Below are 14,313 nucleotides of genomic sequence, written 5' to 3'. Positions count from 1 at the left end.
CCTCTATCCCCGCCGCAATCGGCCCGTCAGGATGCCTGCTTGACCGCCGGCCAGCCCAGGGGCTCCTCGACCTCGTGAATGGGATCCACGATGATCAGGTCGGCGAGGTCGTCGTGAATGCTCACATGGAGCGGCTCGCTCGTGGCGGCAAGCTCGGCGGGCAGCTCGCCCGGCAGTGGCTGAGCCGTCGCTTCCAGACGTGCCAGCAACCCCAGGTCGAGCAATTGCGATATGAAGTGGTCGAGTTCGGCCGCGGCTATTGTCGAGCCGCCGGCGGTCAGCCCGATCAGGGCCTGGGCATCGACCCCTGACGAGAGCGCCTGCCACACCCTGCTGCCGGAATCGGAGAAGCCGAAATATTTGCCATTCGCAAGATTGAGTACCACGGCTTCGCCATCGAAGGATTCGAAGACAATATCCCTGCTCGCAACCGCATAGGCATTGGAATCACGCATCATCGTCGCCCCGCCCGCAATTCTGCCCTCCAGCAGGATCGCTTCACCTACAACGCCTGTAAACGCTCGGTTCTTTCTTGGCAAGGCAACCGGCGCCGGCAAGGCCCCGAGCATTTCGGGAATCAGTTGGTCGCCAAGTGGATCACGCTTCGATTTCGAGCGCCGACAGCGGCTTCGAGCAGCAGGCCAGGATGAAGCCGTCATCGATCTCATGGTCGAGGATGCCGCCATTGTGGCTCATCTCGACGGTGCCGGAAACTTTCTTGACCTTGCAGGTTCCGCACAGGCCGAATTCGCAAGCGGCTGGAATGCGCACGCCCGAGGAACGCGCCGTCTGCAGCACGGTCTGGCCGGCGACACATTCGGCGTCGACGTCCGAAAGCGCGAACCGGATCGGGGTTGCGGCTTCGACGGGGACGGCAACGCCGTCCTGCTCGGGCGTTGCGAATGGCGCCGGGATTTCCTCCACCGCGGGGGCGGCAAAGCTCTCCTGGTGGTATTTCGTCATGTCGAAGCCGGCGGCGTCCAGCATCCCGCGCACGGCACGCATGAAGGGGTCGGGGCCGCAGCAGAAGATTTCACGTTCACGGAAATCGGGCGCCAGCAGCGGCAGCCGGATGGCGTCGATGCGGCCCATATGGCCGTACCAGCCTTCGCGGCTCGACCGCTCCTCGATCATGAAGCCGAGCGACAGGCCAGGCATATGGCCGCCGAGCAGTTCGAGTTCCTTGCGGAAGATGATCTCTTCGGCACGCCGTGCACAATTGACGAAGCCGACATCGGTCCATGGCGCGCAGTCGTTCAGCCAGCGCAGCATCGACATCATCGGCGTCACGCCCGAACCGGCCGAGATGAACAGATATTTGGCCGCCGGATGGCTGTGCAGCGAGAAGTCGCCGCTCGGTCCATAGGCCTTGACGTGCGAGCCGGGCTTCAGATGGTCGAACATCCAGCGTGTGCCGATGCTGCCCGCCTGCGCCTTCACCGTCACCGCAATGGAGAACGGCCGTGACGGCGACGACGATAGTGTATAGGTGCGCATCAGCGGCCCGTCTGGCGTCGGCAGCTCAAGCGTCACGAACTGGCCCGGCTTGTAGCGGAACCAGGTCTGGTTGTCGGAGCGGAAAGTGAAGGTCTTCACGTCTGGCGCTTCGTCGCTGACGCCGATCACCTCCAGTACCTGCAACCTGTCGTTCCAGGGCGCCATCTGATCGAGATGACGATAAAGGCCAAGGTCAGTCATCGCGTTCATTCCTCAACCTCTCAAGCCACGCTGCGCAGCGCTGGCCGGCCGCCTTCGGCAAGGCGCGGACCGATGAAGCGCGCGTACCAGTCGACGAACTGGATCACGCCGCCCTCATGCAGCTCCGAATAGGGGCCGGGTTCATAGGCCGGCGACAGGATGCCAAAGGCGTTTTCCTCGACGATGCGGCGGTCCTGGTCGTTGGTCTCGGTCCAGACATGGGTGAGCTCTGCGAGATCGTAGTCGACGCCCTCGACCGCATCCTTGTGCACCAGCCATTTGGTCGTCACCGCGGTTTCCGTGGCGCTGATCGGCAGCACGCGGAAAGTGACGGCATGGTCGATGAGGATGTGGTTCCACGTCGTCGGGTAGTGATAGTGCATCAAGGTGCCGATGCGGTCGGCCGAGACGCTGTCGGACAGGCTCTTCTTCACCGCCCGCTTGCCGGTCATAGTATAGCTGACCGCATCGCGCAGCAGCGGCGCGCGCGTGGCGCGATATTGTCCGGCCGGATCGATGCGGAACTTGCTCGGCAGGCCGGCGGCCTCGCATTTCGCCCAGTGCGCCAGCATTTCGGGATCGCTGTCGGCGCCTTGCACGCCGGTCACGGTCGGTGCTTCCGGGAAGGTCTTGCAGAGTTCCGGATGGTTGCCGGCGCAATGGTAGCATTCGCGGTTGTTTTCCCAGACGAGTTTCCAGTTGCCCTTCTCGACAATTGTGCTCTCGAAGGCGACCTTCGCCTCGCCCAGCCGGTGTGGCTTGAGATAGGGTTCGATCATTGCCCGCATCGGCGCGAAGTCGGCCGGCTCCTTTGCCAAACAGATGAAGATGTAGCCGGCGACACTTTCGCAGGCGACCGGCTTCAGGCTGAACTGGCTCTTGTCGAAACCGTCGGCCATCTGGCGGGCGAACAGCAGGCGGCCGTCCAGCTCATAGGTCCACTGGTGATAGGGACAGACCAGCTTGGCGGCGGTGCCCTTGTCGGTGTTGCAGACACGGCTGCCGCGATGGCGGCAGGAATTGTGGAAAGCGTTGATCTTGCCCTGCTGGTCGCGCACCAGCACGACCGGATAGTCGCCGATCTGCACGGTGATGAAGCTGCCTGGTTTCGGCAGTTCGCAATCATGGCCGATGAACAGCCAGTCGCGATACCAGATCAGCTCCATGTCCAGCTTGAAATAGTCCGGGTCGGTGTAGAAGGGTTGCTCGAGCGAGAACCCGTCCCTGCGGCTGTTCAAGAGCCTCAGCATTTCGTTGCGAGCATCCATGTCCTGTCCTCATACTTCAAGGACTGAACTGGTGGTGACGGAGGAAGGACCGGACGCAGGCCGGCGGAAGCCGGGCATGCACCATCCGCCTCTTGACCGCCCACCGCGATCAGTCGAGTTCAACAATCTCGGGCTGGTTTCCGGGCTCTGGAGTTGTCCTTTCGGACCATCGCGACACCTTCCCAGGCTTTCGCCCAGTGGTCTCCCGTTGCGACTTGAACTCCACCACCGTTGCGGGGGCAGCGCCGGATTCTGACCGGCTTCCCAATTCTCCGCTTCGTCATGACGAAGCAGCACCTGAGATGTGATGATCTAATCACGACATGCGTCCCGGTGTCGGCACGAAAACGACATCGCATCCATGCGGCGCGACACGCTTGACGAACGCTCCGGCCAGCGACTGAACAGCTGAGATCCTGTTTGGCTGGCCATCTGTGCTGTTTCGAATCGTCTCTTGTCCGGCTCCAGGCGGGGGCAAAAGAGGTCGGGGGTATCGAAAAGTGACTATTAGCAACTTCTAAAATCGAACCGAACGGTTCGTTTCTGTTGACAATGCGTGCAGGACGGTGTGAACGCTGACGCCCGGATACACTCGGTGAGTGGGAGGGATGTTTATTTAAGTATCTGTATTATATACATAAAATAAGATAATAGGCATGCTTATTAAAATTACAAGATGTAAAATCATGGCCCAGACGGAACAACTTCGTGATTGGAATCCGGCAGACGGCTCACCCACATCGGGGCTGTCCGAACGACGCGATTTCATCCCAAGACACGCCGCTAGACGGACAGCAAAAATACAAAAATACTGGAGTACTTAAAATGAAAAAGATAATTCTCACTGCCGCCGCCCTTCTGGCCATTTCCGGCAGCGCCTTCGCTGGTAGCGACCACTACGGTTCGAATGCCCCTGCAGCCACTGCTGCTGTCGACAGCTCGTACACGGCTTCGGTCAAGAAGTCGGAACCGGCTGCTCAGACGCCTGTCACGGGTGCCGACCGCAACCTCTTCGGCAACAACTAACTGCCGATCACCAACAGGCGGTGGGCTTGGCTCGCCGCCCTGGCGAAACTCGAAGAATTCAGGAGACTTGAAATGAAGAAGATCATTCTTGCTGCCGCCGCCGTTCTGGCCATCTCCGGCAGCGCTTTCGCAGGCAGCGACAACTTTGGCTCCAATGGCGCCAACCAGTCCGCTGTTGCTTCGACCGACAGCTCGTACACGGCTTCGATCAAGAAGTCGGAACCGGCTGCCCAGGCACCTGTCCAGGGTGCCGACCGCAACCTCTTCGGCCACTAACAGCCGATCCTCCGGAGCGGTGGGCTTGCCTGCCGCTCTGTTGAAACTTGAAATTCAGGAGACTTGAAATGAAGAAGATCATCCTTGCTGCCGCCGCCGTTCTGGCCATTTCCGGCAGCGCTTTCGCCGGCAGCGACAACTACAACGCCAATAGCGCCAACCCGCCTGCTGCGACTTCGGTTGACAACTCGCGTACGGGTTCGATCCGCGAAAACGGCTCGCCCGTCTACAAGCTGCTTAACTCCTCTGGCGACGTGCAGAAGTCGGCGCCCCAGGGCAGCGACCGGAACCTCTTCGGCCACTAACAGCCAAAGTCGATCCAGAAAAGAGCGGCGGGCCTGGCCCGCCGCTCTTTTTTTGTGCCTTGATTCAACGGGCCTGGCCGCTTCAGGCCGCCTTTGCTTCCGGTTTCTGGAGCGCGAAGGAATGTCCGTCCGCATCGAAGATGTGCAGGTCTTCGCCATTGGCACTGAGCCGCAATGTCGAGCCGCGCTTGACCTCGACATTGCCCGGCAGCTTGGTCACCAGTGGCAGGTCGGCGCGGCCAATGTCGACATAGACCAGCTGTACCTCACCGAGTTGCTCGACATAATCGACCGTTCCTTCGAACAGATACTCCGTGCCGGTGGCGACAATCAGGTCCTCCGGCCGCACGCCGAAGCTCACGGCCGCACCCTTCGCCGAGGCGGGCGTCGTGATCGGCACGGTGGCCTTGCGCCCGCCGACATGGCTGACAACGGTCGGGTTGCCGGTCTTGTCGATGGTCGCCGGCAGGATGTTCATGGCAGGCGAGCCGATGAACTGGGCGACGAACAGATTGCCGGGCTTCTTGTAGAGATCCATCGGCGTGCCGACCTGCTCGATATAGCCGTCCTTGAGTACGACGATGCGGTCGGCCAGCGTCATCGCTTCGACCTGGTCGTGGGTGACGTAGATCATGGTCGTGGCAGGCATCGATTCCTTGAGCTTGGCGATCTCGATGCGGGTGGCGACGCGCAGTGCGGCGTCAAGGTTCGACAGCGGCTCATCGAACAGGAACACTTTCGGGTTGCGCACGATCGCGCGGCCGATGGCGACGCGCTGGCGCTGGCCGCCCGACATCGCCTTGGGCAGGCGGTCGAGATATTTGGTCAGCTGCAGGATTTCGGCTGCCTGTTTCACGCGTCGGTCGATCTCGGCCTTGTTCTCCTTGCCGATCTTCATCGAGAACGCCATGTTGTCGTAGACGGTCATATGCGGATAGAGCGCATAGGACTGGAACACCATGGCGATGCCGCGTTTCGACGGCGGCACGTCATTGACCACCTCGCCATCGATCTTGAGCTCGCCTGAAGTGATTTCCTCGAGCCCGGCGATCGAGCGCAGCAAGGTCGACTTGCCGCAGCCCGACGGACCGACGAAGACGATGAACTCGCCCGATTTGATATCGAGGTCGATGCCGTGGAGAATGTTCAGGTTGCCGTAGGACTTCTTCACTTGTCTCAAATTGACATCGGCCATTGGTTTCCTCCCAGTGATGTCCTCAAAGATTTCAGTCGATGCGTCCGAACCAGGCGCCGTAACCGCCGAGTTCGATCGAACCGGTGCTCGCCTGTCCGGAAAACCCGTGTCCCGGCAAAGGTTGCAGCGGCCGGTTGCCAAGGTCAATCTTGGCCGGCTTGGCGCCGAGGTTGAAGGCACAGACGATCTGTTCATTGCCCGCCCGGCGCGTGAAGGCGACGGTGTCGCCCTGGCTTTCAATGAAGGTGATGTCTCCCTTGGCCAGCACCGGATGGGCGCGGCGGAAGGTGAGGAAGCGCCTGTAGTGCTCAAGCAGCGAAGCCGGGTCGCCCTGCTGGACATTGACCGCCTGCGACAGATGCTTGGCCGGCACCGGCAACCAGGGCTTTGCCTGGGAGAAGCCGCCATTCCTGGCGCCGCCATCCCACACCATGGGCGTGCGGCAGCCATCGCGGCCCTTGAATTCCGGCCAGAAGCGGATGCCGTAGGGATCCTGCAAATCCTCGAAGCGCAAATCGGCCTCGCCGAGCCCGAGCTCCTCGCCCTGGTAGATGCAGACCGAGCCGCGCAGTGACATCAGCAATGCCGAGATGACCTTGAGATAGGCGGTCGGATCGGCCTCGTTGGCAGCCCAGCGCGAGGCCGGGCGCATCACGTCATGATTGGAAAAGGCCCAGCACGACCAGCCGTCGCTGGCAACCTTGCCGAACGCTTCCAGCACCGAGCGGACCTTGCCGGCACTGATCTTTTCCGGCGCCAGGAAGTCGAAGGAATAGCACATGTGCACGCGCTTGCCGCCGGCGGTGTAGGCTGCCACCACTTCCAGCCCGCGCTGCGAATCGCCGACTTCACCGACCGCAGCGGTCGCTGGATATTCGTCGAGCAGGGCGCGGAAACGTTCGAGGAAGCCGAGGTTTTCCGGGCGGCTCTTGTCGTAGATGTGGTCCTGGTAGTTGTAGGGATTTACCGCCGGCGCGGTCTGGTCGTTGCGCTCTTCCGGCGGCAACGGCGGATTGTTTTCCAGGCCCTGGCTGTGGAAGTAGAAATTGATCGTGTCGAGGCGGAAACCGTCGACGCCGCGCTCCAGCCAGAAGCGGGTGACGTCGAGCAGTGCGTCCTGGACCTCGCGGTTGTGGAAGTTGAGGTCGGGCTGTTCGGCCAGGAAATTGTGCAGGTAATATTGCTGGCGGCTGGTGTCCCATTGCCAAGCCGATCCGCCGAAGATCGACAGCCAGTTGTTGGGCGGCGTGCCGTCGGGCCTGGCGTCCGCCCAGACATACCAGTCCGCCTTGGGATTGGTGCGGCTCGCCCGGCTTTCCCCGAACCAGGGATGGCTGTCCGCCGTATGCGACAGCACTTCGTCGATCATCACCTTGAGACCCAGCCGGTGCGCCTCCGCCGTCAGTGCGTCGAAATCGGCCAGCGTGCCGAACATCGGGTCGACGTCGCAATAGTCCGAGACGTCGTAGCCGAAATCCTTCATCGGCGACTTGAAGAAGGGCGAGATCCAGATGGCGTCCGCGCCGAGCGCGGCGATGTAGGGCAACCGTCCGATGATGCCTTTCAAGTCGCCAATGCCGTCGCCGTTCGAATCCTGGTAGCTGCGCGGATAGATCTGGTAGATCACCGCACCTCGCCACCAATCACGATCGGCGGCGAGGTCAGGGTTCGAACTGGCTTTCAAAGCGGATTGCATGGTCTCAGCCTCCTTTTACGGAACCGGCAAGCAGCCCGCGGACGAAATAGCGCTGCAGCGAGAAGAACACGATCAGCGGCACGATGATGGTCACAAAGGCCGATGTCGTCAGAATCTCCCAATCGCCGCCGCGCGAGCCAAGCAGCGCGTTGAGCTTGGCCGTCAGCACGATCTGGTCTGCTTCCGTACCGAGGAAAACCATTGCCACCAGCAGATCGTTCCATACCCACAGAAACTGGAAGATGGCAAACGAGGCAAGCACTGGGAATGACAGCGGCAGCACGATCTTGACGAAGATCTCGAAATCGCTGGCGCCGTCGATGCGCGCCGATTCCATGATTTCGCGCGGCAGGCCGGCAATGTAGCTCCTGAGCAGATAGATGGCGAAGGGCAGGCCGAAGCCGGTATGGGCCAGCCAGATGCCGAGATAGGTCTTCGACGGCACGCCGAAGAACGTGCCGACGCCGTTGTAGAGTTTCAACAGCGGGATCAGCGACATCTGCAGCGGCACCACCAGCAGGCCGATGATGACCGCGATCAGCAGTGCCCTGCCGGGAAAGCGCATCCAGGCCAGTGCATAGGCGGCAAAGGCCGCGATCAGGATCGGGATGACGGTCGCCGGAATGGTGACGGTCAGCGAGTTCATGAATGAGCGGCCGATGCCTTCGGAAAGCAGCACGGTCTTGTAATTGTCGGTGGTGAATTTCGGCGGCGCCGACGAGGCGTAATAGACGCGCTGGCCGCGATCGCCCTCGAACGCCTTGGGCGAGATCATGACGAAGCTGCCGTCGGCATTGACCTGCAGGGTGACGCCGTCACCGAGATCGGCCGAACTGCCGGCCGGATACTGCGTCGGGGCCGCCGCCTTGACGCCGAAGGCGCTGATGGCGCGCTTGGCGCCGTCGCCGAAGATGTTGCCCTCGAGAACGAACTTGCCGTCCTTCTGGGTCTGCGCCGAGGCGGGCGGCAGTCGGCCGGCTTCGGTCTGGCTGGAACTGGAGAACGAATTCCACCAGCCCGAAGCGATGATCTGGTCCTTGTCGCGCAGCGAGGAGACCAGGATGCCGAGTGTCGGGATGGTCCAGATCGTAACGAAGATCAGCACCGCGATGTGGACGCCGAAGCGGCTGGCAAAGGAATTTCCGGTCGCGACGGCCATCTCAATGCCCTCCCGTTTCTTTGTTGGCCTGGCGGATGTTCCAGACCATGATCGGAATGACCGCGATCATGATGATGATGGCGATTGTCGCGCCACGGCCGAAATCGCCGCCGCCGCGGAACATCCAGTCGAACATCAGATTGGCCAGCACCTGGCTGTTCCACTGGCCGTTGGTCATGGTCAGCACGATGTCGAACACTTTCAGAACCAGGATGGTGATCGTGGTCCACACCACCGCGATCGTACCCCAGATCTGCGGCACCATGATCTTCCAGAAGATCTGGAACGGGTTGGCGCCGTCGATGACCGCGGCTTCCAGAGTCTCCTCCGGAATGCCGCGCAGGGCCGAGGACAGGATGACCATGGCAAAGCCGGTCTGGATCCAGATCAGGATGACCATCAGGAAGAAATTGTTCCAGAACGGTAGCGATATCCAAACCTGCGGCTGGCCGCCGAAATGCTGGATGATGGCATTGAGGATGCCGATCTGCACCTGACCCTCGCCGCGATATTCGTAGATGAATTTCCAGATCACGCTGGCGCCGACGAAGGAGATCGCCAGCGGCAGGAAGATCAGGCTCTTGGCGATCGTGCCCCACCAGATCTTGTCGGTCAGCACCGCAATGATCAGGCCAAGGAAGGTGCAGGCGGCGGGCACGACGGCCAGCCACAGCACGTTGTTGAGGATCGAGTTGCGGAAGTCGCGGTCGCCGAACGCCCATTGATAGTTGGCCAGACCGACGAAATTGATGCCGCCGCGATCGAGGAAGGAGAGCCGCAGCGTCTCGATCACGGGATAGATCAGATAGATGGTCAGGATGATCATGGCCGGGCCGACGAACAGCCAGGGCCGGACCAGCCCTTGCCGGCGAAGATTGTCGATGGCAGCAGCGCCGGCGACGCCGCGCGATGGGAATATCAGGTCGACCAGCTTGTTGGCGCCCCAGAAATAGGCGACGCAGCCCCCGACGCCGATGATGATGACAAATATGGCCGAGAAAATCTGAGACGCCATGCATTCCTCCCCTGCGGATGATCCGGCGAGGCTTGATAACCTCGCGACCAGGCGCCGATTCAGTTGTTTTGGAGCGCAATCGGCCGCTTTAAAAATCTCGCATGCGGATTGCGCTTCATGTCGATGCGCTCATGACGAAACGGGGCGGCGTCGGCCGCCGTCGGATCCGGGCCGGCAAGGCCCGGATCCCTGCGAAGATGAAGCGGCCGGCCGCTCGGCTGCCGGGCCAATCAATCGCTTACTTGATCCCGTCCCAGCTCTTCTGGATGTCTGTGGCGACATCCTGGGCGGACTTGCCGCCAACCAGGTCGATCATGCCGGTCCAGAAGGCGCCGGCGCCGATCTTGCCCGGCATCAGGTCGGAACCGTCGAAGCGCACGGTCGTCGCTCCGACCAGGATCTCGCCCTGTTTCTTCAGCGCTTCGCTGCCATAGGCGTCCTTGTTGGCTCCCTTGAAGGGGGTGACGAAGCTTTTCTGCGCCATCCACAATTCATGCGCGAGCGGCATCTGCAGGAACTTGACGAATTCGCGCGATGCCTTGGAATCCTTGGTGATCATCACCAGCGTTCCGGCCACTTCCAGCGGCGTGCCAAGCTCCGGCTTGGAGGCGTAAGGCGGATAGTTGAAGAAGTCCGCATCCTGACCAAGCTTCACGCCCTCCGGGAAGAAGGAAGGGATGAACGACGCCTGATGATGCATGTAGCACTTCGGCGGCACCGAGAAGAGGCCCTTCGGGCTGTCGCGGAAATCGGTCGCCGCGACCGCCTTGGCGCCACCGTCGACCATCCTGTCGTCGGTGGCGATCTTGCCAAAAATGTCGATGGCGTTGACCACTGCGGGGTCGTTGAACGGGATCTCGTTTTTCACCCACTTGTCGTAGACTTCCGGAGGCTGCGTGCGCAGCATGATGTCCTCGACCCAGTCGGTCGCCGGCCAGCCGGTGGCGCCGCCGGAGCCAAGCCCGATGCACCAGGGCTTGCCGCCATCGGCGATGATCTTCTTCTCGAGCTCGGCCAGTTCCTCCTGGGTCTTGGGGACCTTGTAGCCGGCTTCCTGGAAATTATCGGGCGAGTACCAGACCAGCCCCTTCACATCGATCTTGTAGGGAAGGGCGTAGAAGCCTTGCTTGCCGTCCTTGCCTGCGAAGGTGCCAAGCTTGGCCCAGGAGTCGCCGGCCGCGTAGTTTTCCTTGACCCAGGCAGCGACGTCGTCGCCCAGCGGGGTCAGCACGCCCTTGGATGCGAGATCCTGGATGAGGCCCGGCTGCGGCAGGATGGCGATGTTGGGCGGGCTGCCCGCCTGGGTGTCGATAACAATCTGCTGTTCGTAGTTTTCGGACGAGGAATATTTGATCTCGACGCCGGTGGCTTCGGCGAAATAATCGAGCACCGAACGGGCAAGTGCCTCGTCCTCGCCGCGCCACGGTCCGAAGATGGTCAGGGTCTCGCCCTTGAGGTCGACTTTCTTGAGGTCTTCGAAATTTGCCCAGTGAAAGCGCTTGTCCTCGCCGGGCTTGAACTTCAGTTCGGCATGCGCGGGCGCATTCAGGGCGAACGTGGCAAACGCAGCGCCCAGCAAAAGCATTTTCTTCATCGGTATTCCCTCCCAGTGGGTCACATACACCGGACGGAACCTCCATTCCGTCCGCCGACGCTGCAGGACTGTGACTCAGTCGCGAAGGAACCGCAACCTTTCGAAGAGTCTTCCAAAGCGCTTTGGCTTTCCTGATCTCGCCATTGATTCACTCAAGAGTCAAGAGGGGGCAGTGGCTAATCGATTTAAGCTTGCGCATTTGTAGTCAAAAAAGTGCGCTGCAACATGCTTTTATGGCGGCGCAGCAGTAATTTCTGTTTCAAACTCGCGCAAACCGCGCTTATGCTTGGTGCTCGTATGACCACGCCCTTGCGGCGCTTGGGTCGATTCAATTTAAAAGCGCTTTGAGGGAATGGAGATTTTTTGTGAACCTCAAGCAGCTCGCGCATATGCTGGCGCTTTCGCAGACCACGGTGAGCCGGGCGCTGAACGGTTACCCGGAGGTCAACGAGGAAACCCGCAGGCGCGTCATGGACGCCGCCAAGCGCCATGGCTATCGCCCCAATCCGAGCGCGCGCCGGCTGGCGACCGGCAAGTCCGGCATGATCGGTTATGTCTTGCCGACGGGTGCGGCCGTCGACATCGACCCGCACTTCGTCGAGTTCCTGTCCGGCCTTGGCGACTATGCCCGCTCGCATGAGCTTGACCTCGTGCTGTCGCCGGCCGATGCCGATGACCAGGAGACGACCTATCGGCGCATCGTCGCCAACCGGCAGGTCGACGCCGTCTATATCTCCTCGCCGAAGCCGCAGGACAGCCGGGTCGCGCTGGTCAGCACGCTCGGCATTCCCTTCCTCGTCCATGGCCGCAGCGAAGGCTTTGATTTCGATTACCCGTATCTCGACATCGACAATGAGGGTGCCTTCCACGAGGCGGCGCGGTTGCTGGTCCAGCTCGGCCATCGGCGGCTGGCGCTGATCAATGGCGACGACCGCGAAACCTTCGCCATCCATCGCCAGCGCGGCGTGCGTCGCGCGCTCGCCGCCAGCGGACTGACCCTTGGCGAACGCCATGTCTGCTCGGTGGTCATGACCGAAGAAAACGGCTATCGCGCCACCAGGCGTCTGCTGGAGGCGAGCGACGCGCCGACAGCGATCGCCTGCTCCAGCCTGATCATGGCGCTGGGCGTCGTGCGCGCGGTGCGCGACCTCGACCTGACCATCCCCGGCGACGTCTCGCTGATCGCCCATGACGACGTCTTTCCCTGGCTGAAGCCCGAGAATTTTTCCGTGCCGCTGTCGACGACGCGCTCGTCGATCCGTCTCGCCGGCGCCCGCGTCGCTGAACGGCTGGCGGCACGGATTTCGGGTCTGGAAGAAGGTGCGCGAGGTGAGGTCTGGCCGGTCGACTTGGTGGTCAGGGGTTCGGTCGCTGGTGCCCCTGCCTAGGGGCGAGGCCCGATCGCGCTGAGCGACCGGGTTCGGCACGATGCGAAGCTTCCCGGCCGAGACCGGGTGGGCCGTTAACGCCCCATTAGCCCGCTTGTTCGAACATGGGCCGATGAACACCAACCAGCTCAGCACGGCTTTCGGCCGGCGCGGGCGCGCGAGTCGCGGCTGCGCCGGTTGACCACATCGCAAGGCCAGCGCGCCCTGTAGCCCATATCGTGTTTTTGCTTGGCTTGACGAGCCTTCTGCTGACCGTTGCCGGTGCAATCGTCTGGACATTGCCGGGCATTGGAAGGGCCAATGCGGAAGTGGCGCGGACAGAACAGAAAGTGGTCGAAATCATCAACCAGCCGGTTACCCATCTGCCCCGCTCCGGGTCATTCTCGGTGTTTTCACCAGGCTGGTTTCATCAAGGCGCCACAAAACCGGACTTCAACAATGTTGATATCCGCGCCACACAGGAACGCAACTATGAGGGCTATGTCACTTCAGACGTGAACCCCACGGAAATGTTCATCGGACGTGAACTCGAATTCAACGCGATGACCAAATATTTCTATACCGATCGGACACTGCCCAAAAAACGACTATCCGACCCGGAAATGGTCGAGATCAACGGTCTCTATCGCGTCATCGGCCGCGATGAGCAGGCGGTATTGATGCGATGGCTGGTTATATCAGGGCTGGTTGTCACCGGGCTTTGTCTTGGATCCGCGTTGCTTCTGCAAGTCGGTCGAGCCCGGCAGTTCCCGGCGGCTTGATAGGCAGCGTTCACCGAATCCAGAGATCGACAATGATGTGCCTGACCACCCTTTGCCAGCCTTGCTCGCAGCGAAAAAATCAGTTTTGATTGATGGAGCGGCCTTGGTCGAGGAACGGAGAGCCGACATGGAAGGCGCGGATCGTTGGCTGGTTCATAGCCACATGTCCGATCCGGGGCGGCACGCTGGTGCGATTGCGGCGCTTCCGGCAGGCATCGGACCTCTCAACCAGATCATCCAGGGGGTGCTGGTGCATGCCGATTGGGCACGAGAATACGGCCTCGACGAGACCACGCTCGACCCAACGGCACGCAGGACGTTGCCCATCGCCGAGCGGCTGGATGATGTCCTGAAGCGGGATCCACGACCTTTTGACGTCCCGCGGACGGCGGACAAGCGATCCACCGGCACCTGCCGCGACTTCGCGCTCGCCCTCTGCTCCTTCTTGCGCTGCAGGGGCGTTCCGGCGCGGGTGCGGTGCGGCTTCGCCGCGTATTTTGACGGCGAATGGGAAGACCACTGGGTGTGCGAATACTGGGATCCCAGGACCAGTAACTGGCGCCTCAGCGATGCCCAGATCGATCATGTGCTGCGGCAAAGGAATCGCATCGAATTCGATTCCGCCGATGTGCCGCGCCAGTTTTTCATGCCGGCGGGAGAAGCCTGGCTGAAGTGCCGTCGGGCAGAGGCTGACCCAGGTGCATTCGGCCACGGCAGTGTGACCGGCGGGTGGTTCCTGAAGATCAACGTGCTGCGCGACCACTATGTGCTGAACGGTCGCGAGACGTCGAACTGGGATCGCTGGCGTGAGGCGCCTCAACACGAACGATCGATTCCAGACGTCGAAATGGAGTTGCTGGATGATCTGGCCACACACCCGGAGCAGCCGCTGATCGAGATCGCGGCAGATTGGTTGGAACGATAATCCGCTA

Annotated in this window: 14 protein-coding genes and 1 riboswitch; of the genes, 6 read left to right on the top strand and 8 right to left on the bottom strand. The window is 61.4% G+C overall.

The window, feature by feature from the left end; genetic code table 11:
* Positions 1-26: 26 nt before the first annotated feature.
* Genes A3A9_RS0126125 through A3A9_RS0126115 form a run of 3 tightly spaced genes read right to left on the bottom strand, consistent with a single transcriptional unit; the run spans position 27 to position 2,966 of the window.
* On the bottom strand, positions 27-569 hold the full coding sequence (locus A3A9_RS0126125; RefSeq protein WP_245279122.1) for a PqqD family peptide modification chaperone: 543 nt from the start codon (positions 567-569) through the stop codon (positions 27-29).
* A 28-nt stretch (positions 570-597) separates the two neighbouring features.
* On the bottom strand, positions 598-1,698 hold the full coding sequence (locus A3A9_RS0126120; protein ID WP_027061283.1) for a hybrid-cluster NAD(P)-dependent oxidoreductase: 1,101 nt from the start codon (positions 1,696-1,698) through the stop codon (positions 598-600).
* Positions 1,699-1,718: 20 nt separating this feature from the next.
* Positions 1,719-2,966: an aromatic ring-hydroxylating oxygenase subunit alpha gene (locus tag A3A9_RS0126115; RefSeq protein WP_027061282.1), complete on the bottom strand. Its 1,248-nt coding sequence runs from the start codon at positions 2,964-2,966 to the stop codon at positions 1,719-1,721.
* Between the two features lie 114 nt (positions 2,967-3,080).
* A riboswitch (cobalamin riboswitch) is annotated at positions 3,081-3,282 on the bottom strand.
* A 509-nt stretch (positions 3,283-3,791) separates the two neighbouring features.
* Between A3A9_RS0126115 and A3A9_RS0126110 the strand changes: the two genes are divergently transcribed.
* The 3 genes from A3A9_RS0126110 (at position 3,792) to A3A9_RS0126100 (ending at position 4,573) form a co-directional block, all read left to right on the top strand.
* The gene (locus A3A9_RS0126110) at positions 3,792-3,992 is read left to right on the top strand and encodes a DUF680 domain-containing protein (RefSeq protein ID WP_027061281.1); all 201 of its coding nucleotides are present in this window, start codon (positions 3,792-3,794) and stop codon (positions 3,990-3,992) included.
* 72 nt (positions 3,993-4,064) lie between these two features.
* Entirely contained in the window at positions 4,065-4,268 is a 204-nt protein-coding gene (locus tag A3A9_RS0126105; RefSeq protein WP_027061280.1) for a DUF680 domain-containing protein, read from the top strand.
* Positions 4,269-4,336: 68 nt separating this feature from the next.
* On the top strand, positions 4,337-4,573 hold the full coding sequence (locus A3A9_RS0126100; RefSeq protein ID WP_027061279.1) for a DUF680 domain-containing protein: 237 nt from the start codon (positions 4,337-4,339) through the stop codon (positions 4,571-4,573).
* 82 nt (positions 4,574-4,655) lie between these two features.
* Here A3A9_RS0126100 and A3A9_RS0126095 read toward each other — a convergent pair whose 3' ends face one another.
* The 5 genes from A3A9_RS0126095 to A3A9_RS0126070 form a co-directional block, all read right to left on the bottom strand.
* Positions 4,656-5,768: an ABC transporter ATP-binding protein gene (locus A3A9_RS0126095; RefSeq protein WP_027061278.1), complete on the bottom strand. Its 1,113-nt coding sequence runs from the start codon at positions 5,766-5,768 to the stop codon at positions 4,656-4,658.
* Between the two features lie 31 nt (positions 5,769-5,799).
* The gene (locus A3A9_RS0126090; protein WP_027061277.1) at positions 5,800-7,464 is read right to left on the bottom strand and encodes an alpha-glucosidase family protein; all 1,665 of its coding nucleotides are present in this window, start codon (positions 7,462-7,464) and stop codon (positions 5,800-5,802) included.
* Positions 7,465-7,468: 4 nt separating this feature from the next.
* Positions 7,469-8,623 carry a carbohydrate ABC transporter permease gene (locus A3A9_RS0126085; RefSeq protein ID WP_027061276.1) on the bottom strand — a complete coding sequence of 385 codons (1,155 nt, stop codon included), beginning with the start codon at positions 8,621-8,623 and terminating at the stop codon, positions 7,469-7,471.
* Position 8,624: 1 nt separating this feature from the next.
* Positions 8,625-9,638, bottom strand: a complete 1,014-nt coding sequence (locus A3A9_RS0126080) for a carbohydrate ABC transporter permease (protein WP_027061275.1) — start codon at positions 9,636-9,638, stop codon at positions 8,625-8,627.
* Positions 9,639-9,876: 238 nt separating this feature from the next.
* Positions 9,877-11,232, bottom strand: coding sequence for an ABC transporter substrate-binding protein (locus A3A9_RS0126070; protein ID WP_027061274.1), 1,356 nt, complete (start codon positions 11,230-11,232; stop codon positions 9,877-9,879).
* Positions 11,233-11,597: 365 nt separating this feature from the next.
* Between A3A9_RS0126070 and A3A9_RS0126065 the strand changes: the two genes are divergently transcribed.
* From A3A9_RS0126065 to A3A9_RS0126055, 3 genes are all read left to right on the top strand, one after another.
* Positions 11,598-12,620 carry a substrate-binding domain-containing protein gene (locus A3A9_RS0126065; RefSeq protein WP_027061273.1) on the top strand — a complete coding sequence of 341 codons (1,023 nt, stop codon included), beginning with the start codon at positions 11,598-11,600 and terminating at the stop codon, positions 12,618-12,620.
* Positions 12,621-12,838: 218 nt separating this feature from the next.
* The gene (locus tag A3A9_RS0126060) at positions 12,839-13,381 is read left to right on the top strand and encodes a hypothetical protein (protein WP_027061272.1); all 543 of its coding nucleotides are present in this window, start codon (positions 12,839-12,841) and stop codon (positions 13,379-13,381) included.
* Between the two features lie 127 nt (positions 13,382-13,508).
* Positions 13,509-14,306 (top strand): transglutaminase domain-containing protein, encoded by a 798-nt coding sequence (locus A3A9_RS0126055; protein WP_027061271.1) that lies wholly within the window; start codon positions 13,509-13,511, stop codon positions 14,304-14,306.
* Positions 14,307-14,313 lie beyond the last annotated feature (7 nt).

The organism is Mesorhizobium loti CJ3sym (genome assembly GCF_000472785.1).
In the GTDB taxonomy this organism is placed as follows: Bacteria; Pseudomonadota; Alphaproteobacteria; order Rhizobiales; family Rhizobiaceae; genus Mesorhizobium; species Mesorhizobium loti_E.
This window is presented reverse-complemented; position numbering and strand designations above follow the sequence as displayed.

What these genes read in the sequence shown, in the direction of transcription:
- A3A9_RS0126125 (WP_245279122.1), bottom strand. Translation starts at nt 569, where the DNA reads ATGCTCGGGGCCTTGCCGGCGCCGGTTGCCTTGCCAAGAAAGAACCGA.
- A3A9_RS0126120 (WP_027061283.1), bottom strand. Translation starts at nt 1,698, where the DNA reads ATGACTGACCTTGGCCTTTATCGTCATCTCGATCAGATGGCGCCCTGG.
- A3A9_RS0126115 (WP_027061282.1), bottom strand. Translation starts at nt 2,966, where the DNA reads ATGGATGCTCGCAACGAAATGCTGAGGCTCTTGAACAGCCGCAGGGAC.
- A3A9_RS0126110 (WP_027061281.1), top strand. Translation starts at nt 3,792, where the DNA reads ATGAAAAAGATAATTCTCACTGCCGCCGCCCTTCTGGCCATTTCCGGC.
- A3A9_RS0126105 (WP_027061280.1), top strand. Translation starts at nt 4,065, where the DNA reads ATGAAGAAGATCATTCTTGCTGCCGCCGCCGTTCTGGCCATCTCCGGC.
- A3A9_RS0126100 (WP_027061279.1), top strand. Translation starts at nt 4,337, where the DNA reads ATGAAGAAGATCATCCTTGCTGCCGCCGCCGTTCTGGCCATTTCCGGC.
- A3A9_RS0126095 (WP_027061278.1), bottom strand. Translation starts at nt 5,768, where the DNA reads ATGGCCGATGTCAATTTGAGACAAGTGAAGAAGTCCTACGGCAACCTG.
- A3A9_RS0126090 (WP_027061277.1), bottom strand. Translation starts at nt 7,464, where the DNA reads ATGCAATCCGCTTTGAAAGCCAGTTCGAACCCTGACCTCGCCGCCGAT.
- A3A9_RS0126085 (WP_027061276.1), bottom strand. Translation starts at nt 8,623, where the DNA reads ATGGCCGTCGCGACCGGAAATTCCTTTGCCAGCCGCTTCGGCGTCCAC.
- A3A9_RS0126080 (WP_027061275.1), bottom strand. Translation starts at nt 9,638, where the DNA reads ATGGCGTCTCAGATTTTCTCGGCCATATTTGTCATCATCATCGGCGTC.
- A3A9_RS0126070 (WP_027061274.1), bottom strand. Translation starts at nt 11,232, where the DNA reads ATGAAGAAAATGCTTTTGCTGGGCGCTGCGTTTGCCACGTTCGCCCTG.
- A3A9_RS0126055 (WP_027061271.1), top strand. Translation starts at nt 13,509, where the DNA reads ATGGAAGGCGCGGATCGTTGGCTGGTTCATAGCCACATGTCCGATCCG.